Source organism: Desulfopila sp. IMCC35006 (genome assembly GCF_005116645.1).
Lineage (GTDB): Bacteria > Desulfobacterota > Desulfobulbia > Desulfobulbales > Desulfocapsaceae > Desulforhopalus_A.
This window is the reverse complement of the sequence record NZ_SWCM01000006.1, coordinates 194,977-215,249: the sequence shown is the minus strand read 5'-3', so window position 1 is coordinate 215,249 and position 20,273 is coordinate 194,977. Positions and strand designations below refer to the sequence as shown.

General features: G+C 51.6%; 11 protein-coding genes and 2 pseudogenes. 1 reads left to right on the top strand and 12 read right to left on the bottom strand.

Annotated elements, in window-relative coordinates:
- Positions 1 to 285 precede the first annotated feature (285 nt).
- The 7 genes and pseudogenes from FCL47_RS12415 to FCL47_RS12385 all read right to left on the bottom strand — a co-directional run bounded on the left by FCL47_RS12415 (position 286) and on the right by FCL47_RS12385 (position 8,536).
- Positions 286 to 1,830: a sigma-54-dependent Fis family transcriptional regulator gene (locus tag FCL47_RS12415; RefSeq protein WP_136813825.1), complete on the bottom strand. Its 1,545-nt coding sequence runs from the start codon at positions 1,828 to 1,830 to the stop codon at positions 286 to 288.
- 238 nt (positions 1,831 to 2,068) lie between these two features.
- Positions 2,069 to 2,284 (bottom strand): annotated as a pseudogene (locus FCL47_RS25655) (hypothetical protein); the annotation flags it as partial.
- Positions 2,285 to 2,309: 25 nt separating this feature from the next.
- The gene (locus tag FCL47_RS12405) at positions 2,310 to 3,212 is read right to left on the bottom strand and encodes a YihY/virulence factor BrkB family protein (protein ID WP_136813823.1); all 903 of its coding nucleotides are present in this window, start codon (positions 3,210 to 3,212) and stop codon (positions 2,310 to 2,312) included.
- Between the two features lie 249 nt (positions 3,213 to 3,461).
- Entirely contained in the window at positions 3,462 to 5,624 is a 2,163-nt protein-coding gene (glgX, locus tag FCL47_RS12400) for a glycogen debranching protein GlgX (RefSeq protein ID WP_136813822.1), read from the bottom strand.
- A 246-nt stretch (positions 5,625 to 5,870) separates the two neighbouring features.
- On the bottom strand, positions 5,871 to 7,328 hold the full coding sequence (locus FCL47_RS12395; RefSeq protein ID WP_136813821.1) for a diadenylate cyclase: 1,458 nt from the start codon (positions 7,326 to 7,328) through the stop codon (positions 5,871 to 5,873).
- Between the two features lie 4 nt (positions 7,329 to 7,332).
- Entirely contained in the window at positions 7,333 to 7,758 is a 426-nt protein-coding gene (locus tag FCL47_RS12390) for a DUF2914 domain-containing protein (protein ID WP_136813820.1), read from the bottom strand.
- Positions 7,759 to 8,356: 598 nt separating this feature from the next.
- Positions 8,357 to 8,536, bottom strand: coding sequence for a CsbD family protein (locus FCL47_RS12385; RefSeq protein ID WP_136813819.1), 180 nt, complete (start codon positions 8,534 to 8,536; stop codon positions 8,357 to 8,359).
- A 1,034-nt stretch (positions 8,537 to 9,570) separates the two neighbouring features.
- On the opposite strand from FCL47_RS12385, the gene FCL47_RS12380 reads away from it, so the two are divergent.
- Positions 9,571 to 10,140: a lipid-binding SYLF domain-containing protein gene (locus tag FCL47_RS12380; RefSeq protein ID WP_136813818.1), complete on the top strand. Its 570-nt coding sequence runs from the start codon at positions 9,571 to 9,573 to the stop codon at positions 10,138 to 10,140.
- 197 nt (positions 10,141 to 10,337) lie between these two features.
- On the opposite strand, the pseudogene FCL47_RS25650 reads toward FCL47_RS12380, so the two are convergent.
- The 5 genes and pseudogenes from FCL47_RS25650 to FCL47_RS12355 form a co-directional block, all read right to left on the bottom strand.
- Positions 10,338 to 10,445 (bottom strand): annotated as a pseudogene (locus tag FCL47_RS25650) (hemolysin III family protein); the annotation flags it as partial.
- Between the two features lie 55 nt (positions 10,446 to 10,500).
- Positions 10,501 to 11,118, bottom strand: coding sequence for a transposase (locus tag FCL47_RS12370; RefSeq protein WP_240744224.1), 618 nt, complete (start codon positions 11,116 to 11,118; stop codon positions 10,501 to 10,503).
- A 288-nt stretch (positions 11,119 to 11,406) separates the two neighbouring features.
- The gene (locus tag FCL47_RS12365; protein WP_136813817.1) at positions 11,407 to 12,588 is read right to left on the bottom strand and encodes an ABC transporter substrate-binding protein; all 1,182 of its coding nucleotides are present in this window, start codon (positions 12,586 to 12,588) and stop codon (positions 11,407 to 11,409) included.
- 343 nt (positions 12,589 to 12,931) lie between these two features.
- Positions 12,932 to 15,925 carry a pentapeptide repeat-containing protein gene (locus FCL47_RS12360; protein ID WP_136813816.1) on the bottom strand — a complete coding sequence of 998 codons (2,994 nt, stop codon included), beginning with the start codon at positions 15,923 to 15,925 and terminating at the stop codon, positions 12,932 to 12,934.
- Positions 15,926 to 16,026: 101 nt separating this feature from the next.
- Positions 16,027 to 19,647, bottom strand: coding sequence for a hypothetical protein (locus FCL47_RS12355; RefSeq protein WP_136813815.1), 3,621 nt, complete (start codon positions 19,645 to 19,647; stop codon positions 16,027 to 16,029).
- Positions 19,648 to 20,273: the final 626 nt, after the last annotated feature.

Sequence of the window (20,273 nt, the reverse complement as noted above, 5' to 3'; positions counted from 1 at the left end):
CCTGGCGGTGACCTGTTATGGTTTATATCGCAAGCATTGTGCCAGACAGCGCTTTCTCAAAATGATTCTTCTATCCCTATGATTATTGTGGAAAATTGCCTGAAAGGCAGCGTATCGATAAGAACTCATAGCCATCTCTCTCAGGTCATATATGACCATGTGGTCAGATATGACCTGAGAGAAGGAGCCCGGATGAATTCGGGCAAGAGGATGAGGAGGGGAGGAAGATATACCGGTAAGGGGCAGTTGGAAGCAGTTGCCGGTTCTGTCGTGGAAAAGGGAATGCTATTTTTCGATATTGAGCTTGCGCATGCGAGCGCGCAAGGTGCTGCGATCAAGACCAAGGATTTCGGCTGCACTGTCTTTGCCGCTTATTTTCCACTTCGTCTGTTCCAGTATCTGGAGGATATGCTCCTTCTCTACTGTCTGCAGTGATTTCCGACTGGCTCCGCGCTCCTTGACCGGCTTCTTCAGTTCATCGGCCAGTCGCAGTTTTGGGCCAGACGAGTTGATCACCGCCCGTTCGAGGACATTTTCAAGTTCCCGAATATTGCCGGGCCAGTGGTAGTCCTGTAAGGCATTCATTATGCCTGTCGGAATGATTTCAATAGTCTTGCCGATCCGTTTGGCAATCTTCTTGACATAAAAATCGACCAGAAGCGGAATGTCATCCGGGCGGTCCCGGAGAGGCGGTATGGTAATCGGAAAGACATTCAAACGGTACCAGAGATCCTCACGGAACCTGCCGTTGCGGACCTCTTCTTCCAGGTTTCTGTTGGTAGCGGCCAGGAGCCGCGTATCAACCTTGATGGTATGAGAGCTGCCGAGTCTTTCAAACTCGCCGTCCTGGATAACTCGCAACAGTTTTGCCTGCAGCTCCAGGGGCAATTCTCCTATTTCATCGAGAAACAGGGTACCGCCGTCGGCAACCTCAAATCGACCCAGGTGTCTGGTCTGGGATCCGGTGAAAGCACCTTTCTCGTGGCCGAATAATTCGCTTTCAATAAGGTTTGCCGGCAGGGTCGCACAATTTACTTTTATCAGGGCCCTGTTTTTCCGCAGGCTGGAGCCGTGCAGGGCTCGGGCAACCAGCTCTTTGCCTGTTCCTGTCTCACCAAGGATCAGAACGGTTGTATTGCTGCGTGAAATTTGTTCTATCTTATAGAGGACCTGTTTAAGCCCGTCGCTTTTGCCGAGAATATTCTCATGGTTGTATTCCAGCTTTATTTCATCCTGCAGATAGGCTCTTTCCGCCTCCAGCAGGTCTTTCAACTTTTTTATTTCGAGCAGGGACGTTTCCGCTATCTGTTTTCTGCTTTCCGCCTCTTTTTTTGCCTCGATGAGGTCGACCAACCTCTTTTCGACCAGTTGCTCAAGACCTCTTCGGTTATATTCAAGCTCTGTTACATCGGCAATCGCCAAAAAGATAAGCTGGGTCTGGTTATTGTCGCTGAGGATCCATTTGGCGTTCAAGTGAAGTATCTTATGGCCCAGGGATTCAAAATTATGTTCCAGTTCGAAGTTGTCAAATTTTGAATTTTCAGGAAGGATGTTTTCCAGCAACTCTCTCAGTCTGGGGATGTCCCATTGCCGGTTGCCGAGATCATATATGGTTACCCCTTCGACCTCATCGGCATTGACATGGAAGGTCCGGAAGAATGCATGATTGGCCCGCATCACTTTAAATTCGGCATCGAGGACCAGGACTGGTTCGTGGATTGAAGTCAGAATGACGTCCAGAATAGCAAGAAATGCTGGTGTTATCTGTTGGTTCAGCTCGGGGTTTATTTTTTTTGCCTCACGTCCCAAAGGGGATCGAGCACTCTTCATGGTCAGCTTACCATCTTCGCGTTCTGGATCAATTTTATCATCTGGATATCATCTAAGTATAAGTACGATTGTTTGTATACGCTTTTGCGGTATCAATATAAGATCAACATGCCATGAAGCAACAAAAAATCGGGTGTAAAAAGTCAGCTGCTGACAAGATGCCTTATGGCAATATGCTGCATGATATAATCGAAACAATAGGCACTACCAGATATCCTGTGAATTTTGATGGGAAAATGATTGCCACCAACTTATTCACAATCACCCTCTTCTTGGCGACCAATCGAGCTCCTACTGCCATGGTCACCGACAACACTGTCGGCAGGGCCACGGTAACCGCTGCCACGGTCAATACCAGGGCGAACTGCAGAGTTGTAAGTATCTGGTCTTCGCGAAAGACTGCAACACCAATGATCACCGCAACCAGAGCCACAGCCAGTATGATCAGGTAATTTATCGAACAATCATTGTGCCAGGGTTTAGGCACCCGGATCATGCCAGCTATCGTTTTTCTCTTCGGTCAATGTATCGGATTTACGCTCCAGTTCTACAATAACCTGGGCTCCAAGGAGCAGGATTACTGCGACGATCTCAATGCTTATGAGAGCCACCACTGTTATGGCGATGGAGCCGTAAATGATATTAACCATGGATACGGTGGCGTAATACCAGATCAGCACTCGGCGGGTGATCTCCCATAATACCGTTGCGGTCAGTCCCCCGATGAGCGCGTGACGAAACCTGACCCGCACCACGGGCATCACCAGATAAATCGAGGTGAGTATCAACACTTCACCGATAATTCCCAGAAGAGACAGTGCCAGTCCGGTTGTACCTCCTAGGTTTAAACTCCAACCGAGGATTATCAGATGCCTGCTTTCCAGAGTCTTAATTGCACCCACAATAAACGACACCAGCACTATACCGAATCCCATCACAAAGATATACGCATACGGAATAATAACGGAGATGAAGAATCTTCGCCGAATAATCCTGTCCTGTTGATAAAAGATCACCGACATGGCATTCTCAAGCATGGAAAAGGCTGCAGAACTGAAAAACAACATGACTAAAAAACCTATGATTCCGACTACATTTCGGTGTTCAAGAAATGCTTGCGCCTCTTGGGTCAGTGTTGCCGCATAACCGGGGACTGCCATGTTCAGGTAGGTTGACAAAGTGAGAATCAACTGCTGCTCTTCAACGAATTGTGTGAGCACAATCAGGGCAAGGATGGACAATGGCACGATTGACAACAAGGTATAATAAGCGACAGCGCCGGCGAGCAGCAGTCCCTTGTTGGAGATAAACCCACGGCCCACCCGCAGCAGGAAACTGAGGAGACGGATTATCAATTGATAGGTATTGTGTGGTCTGTTCATGATTGGATAAAGAATTTCAACATAGAGACAACTGCGGGAAAATACCGTCCGCAGAGCAATTGCGGGGTATTTTTGCAAGTAATCGGGAAATAAGCCCGGATTCTTTATAATGCCCCTCGAAGAGGATACTGAACAGAGCAACCCGCGGGGGGATTGAACCGAATGACAAGCTTTCAGGAGTAAGGCATTAATGACGAACCTGAGCAGCTATGATAATTTTATATTTTCGATTCGAACGCCATCCGTTGCTCACGTCGGGCTGTCATCGGGGTCTTTTTTCCACCCATCGGACTCCGCCAGGAGTGCCATGGAATGTTCGAGCAGGGGGTAGCAGGCTGTGGTCTCCCAGAGGATTTTTTCCCCCGGGTCGCCCTTGGACCAGCTGGTGTCGAGTATGAGCTGCCAGCGGCGTACAGAGGCTAAATCCGGGATGGTGAAGGAAATGGAGTCGTGGTGGGCGTTGACCAGAAGGAGAAATCTGTTGTCCACAACGCGGTTTCCTTTTTCATCCTGTTCCTCGAGGGCATCCCCGGCAAGGTAAAGCCCCAGACAGCGAGCAAAGGAATGCTGCCATTCCTCGTCGGTCATTTCCGTGCCCGTCGGAGCCAGCCAGATGATATCCCTGACCCCTGACCCTTTGATGGGACGACCCTGGAAAAAATGGCGGCGGTGGAAGACATGGTGGGCTTTGCGCAAGGCGATCAGGCGACGGACGAAACTGAGCAGCTCTTCCTGTTCGACATCGAGCGTCCAGTCGTGCCAGCTTAGGGGCGTATCCTGGCAATAGGTGTTGTTGTTGCCCTGTTGGCTCCGGCCCGTTTCGTCGCCTGCAAGGAGCATGGGCACCCCCTGGGACAGGAAGAGGCTGGCGAGGAAGTTGCGTATCTGGCGAGCTCTGAGGGCGGTAATCTGCGGATCGGCAGTCGGCCCCTCGCTGCCGCAGTTCCAGCTGCGGTTATTCGATTCTCCGTCCTGGTTGTTTTCGAGATTGGCCTCGTTGTGCTTCTCGTTGTAGCTCACCAGATCGTGCAGAGTAAAGCCGTCATGACAGGTGACAAAGTTGATGCTCGCATAAGGGCGTCTGCCCCCTTTTTCGTAAAGGTCGCTGGAGCCGGTGAGCCGGTGGGCGAATTCGCCGATATTGTCGCCCTCGCCTTTCCAGTAGGAGCGCAGAGTATCCCGGTACTTGCCGTTCCATTCGGTCCACCCCACGGGGAAATTGCCCACCTGATAGCCGCCCTCGCCTAAGTCCCAAGGCTCAGCGATCAGTTTGACCTGGGAGAGCACCGGGTCCTGATGGATGATATCGAAAAAGGTACCCAGCCGGTTCACCTCATAAAGCTCCCTGGCCAGGGCCGAGGCCAGGTCGAAACGGAAGCCGTCCACGTGCATCTCCAGCACCCAGTAGCGCAGGCTGTCCATGATCAGCTGCAGTACCCGTGGATGGCACATGTTCAGGGTGTTGCCGCAGCCGGTAAAGTCCATGTAGTTGCGGTTGTTTTTCGGTTCAATCCGGTAATAGGCAAGGTTGTCAATGCCCCGGAAGCAGAGGGTGGGGCCTAATTGGTTGCCTTCAGCTGTATGGTTGTACACCACGTCGAGAATGACCTCAATGCCGGCCGAATGCATAATTTTCACCATGGTTTTAAATTCGCTGATCAGTCCGTAGGCTGAATATCGTCCGTCCGGGACAAAGAAACCAATGGAATTATAGCCCCAGTAATTGGAAAGACCCTTTTCTATCAGGTGACGTTCGTCGACACCGGCATGCACCGGCATGAGTTCCACCGCGGTAACCCCGAGACGTTTCAGGTAATCAACCGCCGGGGCACTGGACAAGCCTGCATAGGTGCCGCGCAACTTTGCGGGGATCTGGGGATGCTGCCAGGTAAAGCCCTTTACGTGCAGCTCGTAGATGATGGTGTCATGCCAGGAGGTATGGGGTGGGCGGTCGTTGCCCCAGGTGAATGCCGGATCGATCACCTTGCATTTCGGCATATAGGGAGCGCTGTTGGCTCGGCTGCGGGAAAGATCTTCACGGGGATGGCCGATCTGGTAGCCGAACAGGGCGTCATGCCATCGCAGCCGGCCGGAAATTGCCTTGGCATACGGATCAAGGAGCAGCTTCGCCGGGTTAAAGCGCTGACCCCGCTCCGGGTCATAAGGGCCGTGGACCCGGTAACCGTAAAGAAGGCCGGGCCGCGCCTCGGGCAGGTAGCAGTGCCAGACCTGGTCGGTCTTCCAGGCCAGGTTGATGCGTTCGATCTCCTGGCGGCCCTGCTGATCAAAGAGACAGAGTTCAACCTTCTCGGCACACTCGGAAAAGATGGCGAAGTTGACCCCCTCACCGTCCCAGGTAGCACCCAACGGGTAGGGATTGCCTGGCCAGATTGCCATTTTTTGATGTGTCATAGTGTCACCATGTCAGCTGCTTTTGCCCGGAAATGGAAACAGTACACACTGCTTTCTCGTCGCCTTTGGCGACTTTCAACAACATAAGTCCCCGCCGCGAGTTTGGCAAACAACAAGGTCCGGCGGAATTCACTATTGCTGCGCAATCATTGTGCCAGGTTAACAGCACGTGTGGTGCATCCCTATCATTTGATATCTAATCAGTCTCCATTTCATTTTTGAGGAATGAATACCTGCATTCTTGTCTCACTTAGCAGCATCATCGTCAGATGGAGGTGGTTTTCTGGCTATTTTGTAAGTCACCTCGACATGATTTTGAGACTCGTCGTCCAGCTTCAGATATGAGGGAAGCAGCATGAGACCGACGGATATCTTTCCGTCGGTGGTAATATTCTCCAATGGGATTTTTTCTGTATAGATGGTTTGAATATCTTTGAGAGCCAGGCTGCCGCCCGTAACTTTTACCAGGTCGGGGGTTACGCGTGCATCCTGCAGGATAAGCCCGGCCGGCAGTTTACCACTCCAGTCCGGTTGAATGGGCAGTTTTTTCTGGTCCAGCATGTCGAGGTTAACCTTGAGTATCTGCGGTTCCACCTGCTTGAGATGAATGCCCGGCGGCAGGACGATACTGTCCCTGGCAATGGCGATATGATTGCTGCCTGCCGCCGCGTTTGCCAGATCGAGCTTGACCTTCACCTGATCGGGCCGGACCGACCTGATCAGCGATCCCGACCCGCTGAGCTGCAGCGTTACGCTGCTCGCGGATGTAGCCAAAAGCTCCATTTTCGGCCCCTTGTTCATGAACTCAACCGGCACCTCCATAGTTATGAAGGTCTCAAATCCACGGGCAAAACTGAACCAGATACTGGTTATGCTCACCAGACAGATCATGGCCGCAAGTCCCAGTTCCATTGTCTGATGCCTGGCTCCCTTGGTGGCATGTACTGTGCCGGCATGTTCACGCAGCATCCGATCCAGGTCAATACTGTCCTCGATGTTGATGATCGCTCCGTCCTTGAACACCGTGACTTCACCACGCTCCTCGGAAACCACGATGACCAGGGCATCGGTTTTCTCGGCCAGTCCGAAGGCCGCACGGTGCCGAGTGCCGAAGTGAGAGGGCAGATCGTTACTTTTCGATAGAGGGAGAATGGCGGCGACTTCCACTATCTGATCCCCCTGGATGATTGTGGCACCGTCATGTACCGGTGTTCCATGCCAGAAAATACTTAACAGCATCTCCCGTGAGAGTTTCCCCTGCCAGGGAATTCCCCCGTGCACCACTGACTCGATGCCTTTTTTCAGCGGCAGAACAATCAGCGCACCGAGTTTATGGCGAGCCAATTCGTAGACGCTTTCTACAATGATCTCTATCGGCGTCTGGATTTGACGTTGGGGGATGCCCCAGAAGAAGGACCTGAGACTGCGGGCTTGCAGGACACCGGCAATTTCATTGCGAAATACGATTATGATTATCAGGGCAGCGGCCGCAATAATACCCTGCATAGCCCAGCTGGTGACGATTAGGCCCATGCTCATCGCCATCCGTTCAAGGATCCAGAGCATGGCGATGGCAATGACCATCCGAATCACATTGGTACCCCGGAAGAGCACGTAGAGCCTGAATAAAATATAGCTGTTGAGGAGGATATCGACGATGTCCTGCCAGCGCAGACTGACCAGAGATTGTATCAGTGGGTCCATACTTTTAATCCGTTATACTGAAACGTAATGTATACAGGAGATTGTCGTTTTCATCAGTGACAGCTACCTGCCATGGTCCTTTGTCTGCATCCCTGAGCTGCATACTGGAGACGGACGACCAGCGGGGCGGGTTGAGTGAAAGCTGTTTTGCGGAAATCAAGTTCCCTTTGTGATACCATTTATGATAAATGACGGTTTGGGTGACCACCTGGTCAAACTCCGTGAAACATGAGACACGGCCCAGATCGATGGAAAAGACGACAGCCTGATTGACAGGTTCTAATTTCTGAATGGACTCGCACATAACGGCTTTGATAAGCACCGGGCCTGCAGAGGGGGCCGAGGCCTCCTGGTTCCAAGCGGCATCGGGAGTGGTGAGCACCAAAGCCAGGGCAACGATGAGGCACAATTTCCGAATCGGTGTTTTCATGGATTTTTCACCAGCAACCCAGCTCCCGATTGCCCAGTGACAGCCTCAGCCCCTTCGGATAGATTCCATAAACTGCGAGGTTTTTAGTAATCATAAGGTAACCTTTCTTGATAATTTTACCATTGCCTGTATACACTTTCCAAGGAACCGAAGATGATGGTGTCGTAAAAATTCTTCATATTCTTTGTTGTAATGAATTTCACTATCATTACAACGTACTTTATTCCACCGAAATAATAGCAAAATTCACACACCTCGAATACGAGTTTTTTACTTAACCATTTCAAATCTGCGGTTTTGACGAGATTATCAAAAATGGTGCCCATGAAAAAAGGCCGCCCCAAGCCGACAGGCCTTAGTTGCGATTGGTTCTGGTTTGCTCGATGGTTAGGTTTGCGCAAATGGCCATATCTAACCTTTGCCAGAGCTCCTTGGCATGGCTGGAAGAGCAGACCATCGACTGCTAAGGAGAGCTGGGGGGATGCTTGATGTCTGTATCGTAATTTCTACAGAGTCTTTTCTGGTAACAAACCGCCCGGCATTCTCGCTCTTTTCGGAAAGGTGCTTCTTTCATTTGTGGCGTTTCTTTATTGAAGGACTACTTGCCAGCAACTTTCTTGATCTCGCCGACCTTTTCTTGAACTTTCCCTTCTAAATTTTCAATTTTTCCTTCGGCTTCCAAATCACGGTCTTTGGCTACACTTCCGATGGTCTGTTTGACCTTACCTTTCACTTGGTGGATCTTGCCTTCTATGTTGTCTTTTGTGCTTGATTTCATGGTTTTTCTCCCAGTTGAATGTTAGTTTGAGCAACAGTTGCAGGAATCCGCTATATCCTCTATCAGATCCCACTAGAGGCGGCTACAGGCCGGCAGTCTAAGTTGATTATGGGTGAGATTCTCTCGATGGTCATTTTAGTGATCCCCAGCTTGACATCGGGGACGTCCATGGCACGTTAAAAGACCAGGTCTTTTCATCCCGACTCCTGGGAGCCAGGCATCTCTATTCAGAGCAGAGACCTCATTATGTTCTTCCAGATTACGGTACATGCAGGTGATTCAACCTCTAAAACTTTCTCCCTTCTTTTCTCATAGACCATAGCGAGGAATGATGGACCTCAGGTGCAAGGCAAGTGTAAGAGTGCCATGCGTCATAATTTGATAAGCAATCTTTATGCCATGCTTACAACGTACGGCGTTACGTCATCCATCGTTTTGATTTTTTAGCAATAAGTAACCAAAAAATGGGGTTACAGGGGGCTATTTAAAAATGAATCCAAAGGGTTATATGTAACCAATTGGTCATATATAACCTTTTCGGTCTTCCAGTTGATGATGCGGTTGCATTGAGTTTTTCCTTTCGCCTGCAACGGTTTATTTGCTCCTTACGGATGTGGTCACATGCGACCACTGGTTACATGTGACCTTCTTTTTGTGGCTGGCGATAGTTGCTTTATCGATCCAGTTTTAGCAAAATGTCTCAATATATAAGGGTGATGGGTGATTTAAAACTGTGAGTTTGCCTCCTGGCATGACAATTGAGAGAAGATGTGCGCCACGAGAAATGGGTTATTCAGCTTGGAACTGGACAAAAGGTATCACGTTGTACTTCGACGCTTCTTTCGGTGTTTACCCTTGACACTTTCTGGAAATAACTCGAGTTAGGTAAAAATTTAGGAAAGCTGCCAACCCGGCAAAATTGGAGGAACCTTATGCTGAAGAGATAAGACGAGAGTGATTGGAGTTTTTATGCAATATTTGGTTGTGCAGGACCATTGATCCTGTAGAAAATAACATTAAAATGGAGTACGAAAATGAAGAAGATACCAGTATTATTAATTTTAGCTTTAATTTTTGGGATATCGACTGTTGCTGCTGCAGCGGATAACTATTCGAGCACCATCAAGGTATTTCGGGATTCGCCTGCCTTGGCGAAATTTTTCAAAGATTCATACGGGTATGCGGTCTTTCCAACCATCGGCAAAGCCGGGTATGTAATTGGTGGTTCCTACGGTGTCGGGCAGGTCTATCGCGGTAAGAAGGTGACGGGAAAATCAACGGTGATTGAGGGATCGATTGGACTCCAGCTGGGCGCCGAGGCTTTCAGTGAAATCATCTTCTTCCAGGATAAACGGGCCTATGCTGAGTTCACCAACGGTAATTTCGAATTCGGAGCGACTGCCCAGGCGGTGGCCATAACAGCTGGAGCGCAGGCCAGGACAGGTACCGCAGGGCAAAGTGCCGGTGCCAGTGCCGGACCGAAGACTGGCGTTCAGGCGAAGGTCGACTATGTCAAGGGCATGGCCACCTTCGTGCATACCAAGGGCGGTCTCATGTACGAATTTTCCGTCGGCGGACAGAAATTCACCTTTGAAAAATTGTGATATCTGAGACAGAAGCCTAGAAAAGAGCGATCGTATATCTCCTGGCTGATTGCCCCCACACGGGTGCGCAAACCTGCCAAATAATGACTCAAGAGGGGTAAAAGCCGGGAGAACAGGATGCGGCGAGGAGTCCACACCTGACTCTCGCCCGGCCTCGCCATAAGAGTAACGAATTTGCTCATCTCATTACCTAAACGTCAGGCTGCATACCAGAGTATTGCAAAATAATGGCATGAACTGTCGGCCATAACAAAGAAATGCCAGATTAGGTGACCGTATTTAAGCCGGGAATCGTTTACCCTAAATTCCCGGACTATTGTAACGAGGCAGGTGGCTTAACGCCCAATTTGGTATAGAGGTCTAACTGTCGTTTTGTCGTTTCGCCAACGTGCAGCTGCTGACCTGGCACTTCAAAGCATTCAATAAGGTCGAATAGAGATGAAGATACATTCGGCGATCTGCTGTGATTGTGTCTCCTTTGTAAGGGCGATCCTGGACATAGTTCCAGGTGACCGGCAAGGAATAACTATAGAGTTGGTAGGCCTGGCTGTAATGGGTCCAGTTGCGCATCGTGTCCCGAACAGTATCCAGATGTGTTGTCACCAGTTTCAGCGACAGCTTGGCGGCAATGAGAAACTTCAGATGATGCCGGTACAGATCGTTGATGTTGGCCGCACTGAAGAAGCCGCGATCCAGGACTACTTTGATCTTCTCATATCCCAGCGTGTTCATGTCGGCCAGCAGTTTCCTCAGGGTTTTCACGTCGGGGATGTTTCCCGCCAGCTTCCGGTAATAAAAGGGCAGACGGGATTGTTGTCCGAAAAGCAGGCGCAGATTTATTTGTGCCAGGTGCTCATGATCTTTGTTTTTACCGTAACGGACTTGCCTGAGGCACTTTGAATAACTGGAGACGGACGTACTGTCATACGCCAGGTATTCCCGGTCCACGTTTGGTTGTCCGCTCAACAACCGGTGCATTCCTTCTCCGGGTAGGAATAATCTTCTGGGTCTCGGGATCCACCCGTCCGATGCACTTGCGTTTCGCCCGAGACTGCTGCTTTTCCTTGTCCCAATAAGAAATTGACTCGTATGCTTAAGTGATCCCGGTCTTTTTATTGGTCTGGTATACGATAGCTGCCATAAATGCCTCCTGTTTCATCGTTATATCTTTCCGGGAACTCAGGTTATACCAGCTTCGATAAAAATACCTTTGGTCTTCTCAGGGCATTATTTTTGTAAGCTGTTTCGTAGCTACCTCCTGAACATTTAAGGCCGCGGAATGACATCCGGCATGAACGACTTCACCAAAACCCGCTGGCCATTTTTAACTTCGATAATTGTTACTGGTTTATGCGGGATCTGCCGACCACCCACAAAACTGATCGTGCCGGTCACTCCCTGGAAACCATCAATTCTTGCCAGCGCGTGGCGGACGGCATCAGGTGAAGCCGTGCCTGCGCGGGTGATGGCTTCGGCCAGTAAATTGACCGCGTCATAGCTCAGTGCGGCGAATGCATCCGGAGGGTTGCCCCCATACGTCAAGTGGTATGCTGCTCTGAAATTCTGCACCCGGACGTCAGGGTTGTCGTCACCGAGGTAGACATGGGTCGTGTAGTAGATATCCCTCATCTCAGGGTGGGCTTCCCAGGCATCTTCCGAGTCGTAGCCATCGCCGCCCACAATGGGTACGGTGATACCGGACGCCCGTAATTTTTGAATGCCTTTTTGGGCATCTTCAGCGTTCCCAGTCGCGAGGAACACCAAGGCAACCTGAGGCAGGTCCTGCCCTATTTTGCTCATATCGGCAGGATCATATTTTTGGATGGCCAGTACCCGGCCGCCCAGTGACTGAAAACGGTCGATGAAGTATTTATGCAGCAAAGTGGTATACGTTTCCGTCGAATCGTAAACAACGGCTACAGTACGGGAATCAAGTGCACGGTAGGCCCACTCGGCAGCAGCTGCCGCCTGAACGTTATCGCCGAAGCAGGCCAGGTAAAGATAATCCGGGACCTGCGTTGGGAGTAACGGCGATGTGGCACCTGAGGTAAGAAAGACCCGGTGTTTTTCAGCCGCAGCCTCTCCCGCCGCCTGTGCAAGGTCACTGTCTGAGAGGCCGAAAAGGGCCGGAATCCCGTTATCATCGTTGATAATCGCTTCGACCGCTTGTCTTGTCGTGGCAGGGTCGCTCTTGCTGTCCTCAAGAATCAGGCGCACCTGCCGCCCGTCAATGCCACCGCGGTTATTTACCTGTTCGACTGCCAATCGGGCTCCCTTGGAAGAGGGCTCCCCCATATCCGATTTATCCCCCGTGAGGGAGTAAACGGCTCCCAGGACTATCGGCTCGGTCGACATTGCCAAGTCCTTTTTGACACAAGCCATCAATGCAACTCCGCAAGAGAGGACAACGGCAACAATCCTACTGAAGATCTTCCACTGTAGATTCATTCGCAAGCCTCCTTATTGTTTGGTTCGGACAATCTATTTCAGTTGGTGTAGGCCCGGTACGCAATGACGGTACCGTTTGCCTCTGAAGTTCTAAGGTCGCCATTTTTCTGCATAAACGTCCGCTTGATATACCGCCACGTTCGCCTTGCGGCTGCGATTTCCCCTGAGATGTAAAAGAGACAGGGCGACTTGTAAGAGCAGGCCAGACCATGTATGCCAGGACCGTATGAACCATCATCCCGAAGTTGCCGCAACAGCCAGTTTGTGGCCGCATTTGCGCTGGAAAGGCAATTTTCAACGAGTTATGGATGCATAAAACTCTCCCTGGGTAAGGTACCCGCGGTTATTGGTTCTCGGGACACTGCACGGGATTATTCGTAACATTCCAGCAGAAGTCTGCAGGATTGCTTGTACCACCGCACTGATCGGCAGGATTCAACCCACCAACCTGGGGGAAACCAGTTGTTGACGACTGAAAGAATGCATCGCTGATATCGTCCCTGGGCTGATCCCAAACCGTATCGCAGGGACCGGTCCCGCCATCCGGGCAGGTATTGTCTTCATTGGTAGCCGACGGAGGCAATATGCTGTCCGGATATTTCAGCTCGGGGGCAGGGCATTCAGGCACATCCGGGCCCTTCCAATAGCCGGTGAAACCCAGGTTTTGCCTGGGGATCAGGAAATTGAACTTTCCGCCGCTACCCTGGGCATCCCAGTAGGTGCTTGTGAAATCGACATCGCTGATGTTCGCCTCATCGAAGATTGCCCCCTGCAGGTAGGCTCCCTTGAAGGTGCTGTTCGTGCCGCTATTGACGCCGCCCGAGGTGTTGACCGACAGGTCGGCCTGGGAAAAATTGGCGTTGATCAGCATGGCTCCCGACCAGTTGGTACTCTGCAGGTTGGACGTTGAGCCACTGAAATCGGCTCCGGCCATATAGGCGCCGGAAAAATCGGCTCCCGGCGCGGTTATCTCGTTGGCGATGGCGGTTGGTGTCGACGAGGAACTGTAAAAATTGACGTTGCTGGCGTTTACGCCGGTCAAGTTTGCCCCGGACATGTCGACATCGCGCATGAATGCCCCTTCCAGGGTTCCGACCCTGCCGGAGCCTGTCCCACCGGTATTGGCCTCCAGCACTGCGTTGCTCAAATCGGTGCCGTCAAGATTGCTGAACGCCAGATCCACGCCTTCCATCGAGGCACCGCTCAGACAGGCCTTTATCAGACTTGCCCCGGTCAGCTCTGCACCCTGCAGCGTTGTGCAGACCTCTGTGCCGCTGGAGGCCGGGCAAACCGTCGTCGTCTGGGCATCACTCCGGTTGCACCCGAGATTGACATAATCGAGGGTTTTCCCCTTCAACCATTTCACATTGGTGAGGACTGCACCCGAGAGATCGAGCGGCTCAGCCGCCGTGGATATGACATCGGGGACATTTTCGGCAGTCGAGCTGGAAAGATCCAGATACCGCCAGACGGTCTTGTCGAAGGTGGCGAAGTCAAACGTCGCACCGCTGAGATCCACATAGCACCTCTGATCGGCCATGAAGGTGTTGTTGCCGAAACCGGCACCGGTGAGATCACTTCCCTTGAAGGAGGTGCAGTCAAGGCTTGCACCGGTGAAGCTGGCGCCGGACATAGAACTGACAGTCGTTCCGGTGATCGTATCCAGGTCTGCATCGGTCAGATTGGTATTGGAGAAGTTGGCGTTTGCCAGGTTGGCCCCGGTCAGTATGGCCCCGGAGAAATCGACCCCCTTGGTGCCATCGCCGAAATCAGCCCCGCTGAAATCGTCTCCGCTGAAGTCAACTCCGGCAAGATTGCAGTTAATACAGGAGTTCGTCGCTGCGATGAACTTCAACACATCGATGAATACGTTGGTCTGATCGGCGACAATGGGCTCGGAGGCACAACTGACATCCGCTCCGATATTGGCGACACTCTGCCCGTTTTTGAACATCTGCAGAAAAGTCGACGGCCCGAGCTTGATCGTTTTAATGCTGGAAGGCGGAGTTATTGCCGCCTGGGTCATGGTACTGAACTCGCTGAAATCCACATCACTATCAAAGACGAAGGCTGTGCCTTTGAAATCGCACTGGCTATAGATGGCAAATTCGCCCTCCTGCAATGGCGGCATTGTCGAAGCGTCGGCGTAACCAATGAAGGTGAAATCCCAGTTGAGGGCATTGGGGTCGTCTACGTTCCCACTGACACTTGAGACAACAACGGGAACATGATTATCGGGGCCTCCCGGCTGCGCCTCAACCCAGGGGAATAAATTGTCAACATCTGTGTCAGCCCACATCGTATAGGTCCCGTCACCTGCGTCGTTGAGGATAAAGCCAACGGTACAGAAAAAGGTGCTGTTGTCGACCTTCGTGGGGCAGTATTGGGCGTGAAGGCTCATCGTATAAGGTGCATATTGGAAAGTACTGTTCACAAAGGGAGTGATCGTAACCGGTGCAAAACCGCTATCCCATTCGGATTGAGGGAGCCAGGGAGCCAGAGGCCGGCTGTTTTGGAATTGTTGAAAATCTGTAGTAGCGTTGTAAAAACTCAAAACAAACTTGTCGATCACCCCATTGCTGCTGGCTGACAGAGCCAGCTTCGGGGGATCGGTGTTGGTATCGGAATGGAGATACATTTTTCCTATGGAATTGGTACCTGCAGACAGAGCAAAAAAGTTGGGGTAGGTAAGTTGCTCCTGCAGGGTCCCGCCATGTGTGGTGCCTACCGGGCTCTGGCTGCGCAGGTGCCGTTGCCGCGCCGGACGGTGCAGGAAGGCCTTCTTGCCTGCACCGACACGACTGCCGTCATGATAAATGTCGAGTGCATACCGACCTGGCTCAAGCAGTACTGCCTTACAGGCCGAACCTTTACGGGTATTCAGCATTGTGTTACGGGAGCTGCCGGTTAATTTGATCCGGACGATGTACGGCTCTTCGTCCGGTATACAGAAACTGTACCTCTGTTCTTCTTCGACGAGAAAGCGCACCGAATTTTTAATAAGAGAATCCTTTTTTTGGTGCGATTTTCCTCTATCCTTATGCGAAGATTTGTTCCCCTTGACAATATTTCTCTTACCACGATCGGCCCTGTCCTTCGATTCCCCGCGGAACGCCCTTTCCTCCAGGTTTTTTCTGCCCTTTTGCACCGAACTCTCCAGGTTGAGGATCACCGTCTGGTTGTTTCGGGCATGCAGGGTTGGATGAGTGAGAAATTCTTCTTCGTATACCCAGGGACTGTCGATAACTGTCACGGCCGGAGTAGGGACAGACTTGCCGAGGGCCAATAGAGGCAGACCCGTTATACTGAAAAATATTATGGCAATTCGCTTAATCATTTCTTTCCTCCCCCATATAATCAGGTACTTCTTCTGCCTGCTTGATCCGGGAATGATCACCCGGGCTCAAGCAACCACCGTTGTCGTTCGCGGTAAGAACTTTACGGGGTACTCGGGATCCAGTGACTGATCGACGGTTCGGTCCTTGCCGGCAGACTTCCGTTGGGTAACAAAAGTACCTGCGAGTTCTGGGCGTATATGTCACGCCAGTAGTTCACCGCAATTCGAGCAGCATTGAAGCCGGTGGTGGCAGCCAGCCATTCTCCGGTCGGCTGATAAATATCAAGAGTGAAGACATCGCTGCCTGAATCGTTGACAATTGATAGCACAAACATATACCCCTTGAATTCCACGGAGAAATCCAGATACTTCACAACAGACTGCACTTTGAGCGGCACGAAGTAGGTCCCGTTCGGAAAGATAGGCGCCGCATTGCCGTGCAGATCAAAGGCCTGGATACGCTTATTTCCGGCCTCGATAACCAGGATCGTGCCATCCGGATCGAGCGCAGCCAACACCGGACCATCGAGTAAACCGGGCCGCAACCCTTTGGCAGAGTAGGTATTGCTGAAGGGTGCGTCGGCATCCGACATCGCGGCAGCGGGCAGATCGACAACCTCAAATTTGTTTTGGGTATTGGCGATACTGATGATCTGGCCAGCCGGATGCAGTAAGAGGGCGTCGGAAGGATGCTGCAGCTTGCCCCAGGCCAGGTTCGAGTCGGGTTCGTCGAAACCTGGATTATTGTTCGGATCCAGACGAACCTGACGAATGACCCCCTGATAGTTGGGGCCGCTCGAGGTAGTATCCAGATAAAAATTGTAGTTCTTGTTATTCAGCAGGTCGTAAACCAGCCGCGGCGATCTGGTGAAGGTGCACCCGTTGAAGAAGTATCCCGATTCAGGGTTTTCGGTCGACGAGATATTGGAGAATTGGTATCCATTGATCTTCGATGTGTGATTCGCACACTCCACCACAGCATCGTTGTAGGACTGAAAAGTCTGACCAACCGCCCCGGCCGAGGTGTTGACGGTAACGCCGTCCAGACTGCAGAGCTGCCCCTGGGAAGGATTGCAGCCGCTTGCCTTCTGCTCCGGCGGGGTCGTTGTTGCCACCCAGATGTGGTCACCTGCCGCATCCAGCTCGATGACTTCCTTGTGACTATAGACAGTCGAGGCCTCGAGCGGCACCAACAACTCCTGAAAGGTTATATCAAAGCTTACGTTCTCATAATTATCATTAGGACCGACAATGGCTCTGCCGACCAGAAAATCGGTACTGGAATAGACCCCGACACTGAGGATAACAGTGCCGCCGAGCGGTACCGATTCCAGGGTAACCGTGATCGGCTCGGTGGTTGTCGTCGATGGCACTTCCGCCGCTACAGTTGTCGGCGTGCCGCCGTCAAAGTGAGCCAGCACTTCAAAATGGGTCGCCGTGGCAGGCCAGCCATTGGGGTCGTCGGTAAGATTCGGCCTCACCGTGACAGGGATATCATGGGTCAGGGTGATTTCATAGGCGTAGGTCGATGGTGAAACCAGAACGTCGGTCGCGCTTTGGGCAAGTTGCGCAAGGGTGCCGATGGCACAAATGGCAGAATACATCATCCCAAAGACCGGAATGGCGTCAAGTACATCCGCTTCTGTCTCGCCTTCGGCTATATTTTTCGCTACATACGTCACCAGTGCTTTAGAACCGGAAGTCAGCAGGACATTACCAATATCGACACCAAGACCGATAAAGGCCGACGGATCGTTAAAGGCAACTGCTTCTATAATTTCCTCAAACTCATCGATAATGAGCGGCAACAGGGTGAAAATAGTATCGCTGTCCTCCAGGCCGCTGATAAATGGGGCGAGCCCCTGTGCTGCGTCCAGGGCAAGAAAGAACATGGTCAAGCCCAAAGAGACCACGCCGGTCATCGTTGCTCCAAGGGCCACAGATTCCTTGAAGGGATTCGAGCTGCTGTTTGACGCACCCATCCCGCTGGCGAGAAACACGACGCTGGTGGCTTGATAGGGGACGGGGATATTGTAGGTGTTGTTCGTTTCACTGAGCGGCATGCCATAGAGCTCGAATTCCGGTGACAACAGATCGAGAAACAAATCGGGGTCCGAATTGAAGTCAGAGCAGCAGCTGTTGAATTGAAAATACTGGTCGATAACGTCTGAGGAAAGGTCGGTGCCAATAAGTTCAGAGAGTGGAATAGCTGACCCGTCACTGCGAAGATATCGAACATACAGGCCCAGATAACGGATGAACCAGTTTTTCACCCTGATTGAAATCACCGCGGCGACCGTCGGCTGCGTCGGGTTGTCGTTGACATCGGTAATTTCCACGGAATATCCATGGCCCGGTGAAAAATCCTTGGTGGTGTAACTGAGCCCCGTGTTTACCCCCAGTGAGGTGGCGTCCTGGGCCGATGTTGTCACGCCGTCTTCGGTACGCCAGATCAAGCCCGGGGTCGGATCGGGGTTTGCGTTGTTGTTCGCGCCAAGGGTGGTATCCTGTTTCGCCGAAGCCAGTGAAGGTTGAATGCCGTCGCTGTTGAGACTGCTGTTGGTCTGATCCGAATAGACCGGAATATATTGCAGGGCCTGCGTCTGACTGTTTGTGGCCTGGGTTCCATCCTCATTGCATACCGGGACGAGGGTCGCCCACCCAGTCGCGTTCGCCTGAAGAGGTGTGCCGCAGCCCGCCCAGTTCTCCTGCGGCGTGGGTGGACCCTGGAAGGTGAGGGCGTCGGCAAGATCGCCGGTGTTCTGCGAGGTGATGGTGTCATGAATATATTTGCTCTGGTCTGGGTCAAAACACAACATTTCCGGGTGGCCGGTGATCATCGCGGCAGCTGTATCGTTGTTGTCCTTGAAGGTATCGAGACCCAGCGGGTCGCCGAGTACGGCTATATCCTGACCTGTCAGGCCGAGCCTTTTCCACTTATCCGGCACCTTGGGAAATTCGAATGAGCCCAAGAGACTGGCCTCCTTTTCGGCGGCGGCGATCAGTGCGGATATCGGATGATGCATGAACATGCCGAGCATGGACCAACTCCCATCATTAGGACAATGCCTGAAGCGGGGACTGATGTTATGGCTGCTATGTTCATCTCTTGCCTCGAATCCATTGTCATCATTTTTTTTATGAGAGGCCGAACGACGATTTGGGCTGCGCTCAAAACGCTGCAGATAACAGATTTGAATCGCATCAGCGGGCATATCGAGAACGACATGATGGGTAGCCCGTGAATCGGGAACCTGGATTAAAACCGGATGCTGTCTGCGCAATCGTCTGAGTTTGCCCGGTGAGGTTCGAGACAGGAGGTGATAATTTTTGCCTGCGGCAAGGACAACATCGTGGTTGCTGGTATCGCACCATGAAAAGTCGAATAAAAATGTACGTGTCTCGGTAGACCGGGTAGACCGAGGGGGGCGGGCCGGATGTCGCTTCTTGTCTCGTCCACTGGCAAGCAGATTTGCCGGTAAGACTGCCAGGCTTCCGGCTATTGCCCCTGCTTTCAGAACATCACGCCGGGAGACACCGGCCTGCATGGCTTCCATCAGCAGGTTGACTTTCGCCTTTGCTTTGGCAGAAGGACGGGGATCGTGCAGAAGGTCTATAGTATTTCGAGACCTGGGAGCACGCTGCATCTTTGCTGATTTGGTTGGTGGTTTTATTTTTTTTCCCGAAGAAGGTATGCTTATTGGCTTTTGTGTAGTCTTCATGAAATCACCTCCATGTCACAGTTTCTTCCGTAGAATGGTTGGCCGATGAGCCGGATGCACCTACGTCGAAAAAGAACCAACAAGAGCTCTATCTCTTGTCGGAAAGAGTGGAGCCGGAAATTTCGTTGCAAACCGATCATGCCGGCCCGGTACGTACGTCGTTGTGAGGAGCACGGTGTCTTGAAGAGAGCCGGTATCGGAAAGCATGAACCGATGTCGTTTGAATGGCTCAGAGGAAAGCGGGGGGAAACAGTTCTTACAATAGCCAGCCTGCAATACGATGGAACAAGCATTGGCGCCAATGGAATTCTGCCACGAAATCAGGAGGGATCATTCAATATTGCTTTATTGTTACTGGAATCCCTTAACAACCGAGACAGGGTGGGTATATATTTCCTTTTGGTGTCAACACCATGGCCGAAGCTTACAACAATGTGCCTGTTGGATTTACGTCGAAATCGCTCAGATCACACACCCGATTAGTTTCGCCATTACTCCTCGTGACGGTGCCTGGTTTGGGACACCAGGGATAAGGGTCAGGTTATGGGGATAAGTAAAAAATTGAACCTTTTAGTCATATCGATTGATATCTCAAAACCATAAAATGAAGTTAATTTTGAAGACAA

Bases quoted from the DNA above. Each gene is read 5' to 3' on its own strand.
- FCL47_RS12415 (WP_136813825.1), bottom strand. From the start codon at position 1,830: ATGAAGAGTGCTCGATCCCCTTTGGGACGTGAGGCAAAAAAAATAAAC.
- FCL47_RS12405 (WP_136813823.1), bottom strand. From the start codon at position 3,212: ATGAACAGACCACACAATACCTATCAATTGATAATCCGTCTCCTCAGT.
- glgX (WP_136813822.1), bottom strand. From the start codon at position 5,624: ATGACACATCAAAAAATGGCAATCTGGCCAGGCAATCCCTACCCGTTG.
- FCL47_RS12395 (WP_136813821.1), bottom strand. From the start codon at position 7,328: ATGGACCCACTGATACAATCTCTGGTCAGTCTGCGCTGGCAGGACATC.
- FCL47_RS12390 (WP_136813820.1), bottom strand. From the start codon at position 7,758: ATGAAAACACCGATTCGGAAATTGTGCCTCATCGTTGCCCTGGCTTTG.
- FCL47_RS12385 (WP_136813819.1), bottom strand. From the start codon at position 8,536: ATGAAATCAAGCACAAAAGACAACATAGAAGGCAAGATCCACCAAGTG.
- FCL47_RS12380 (WP_136813818.1), top strand. From the start codon at position 9,571: ATGAAGAAGATACCAGTATTATTAATTTTAGCTTTAATTTTTGGGATA.
- FCL47_RS12370 (WP_240744224.1), bottom strand. From the start codon at position 11,118: ATGCACCGGTTGTTGAGCGGACAACCAAACGTGGACCGGGAATACCTG.
- FCL47_RS12365 (WP_136813817.1), bottom strand. From the start codon at position 12,588: ATGAATCTACAGTGGAAGATCTTCAGTAGGATTGTTGCCGTTGTCCTC.
- FCL47_RS12360 (WP_136813816.1), bottom strand. From the start codon at position 15,925: ATGATTAAGCGAATTGCCATAATATTTTTCAGTATAACGGGTCTGCCT.
- FCL47_RS12355 (WP_136813815.1), bottom strand. From the start codon at position 19,647: ATGAAGACTACACAAAAGCCAATAAGCATACCTTCTTCGGGAAAAAAA.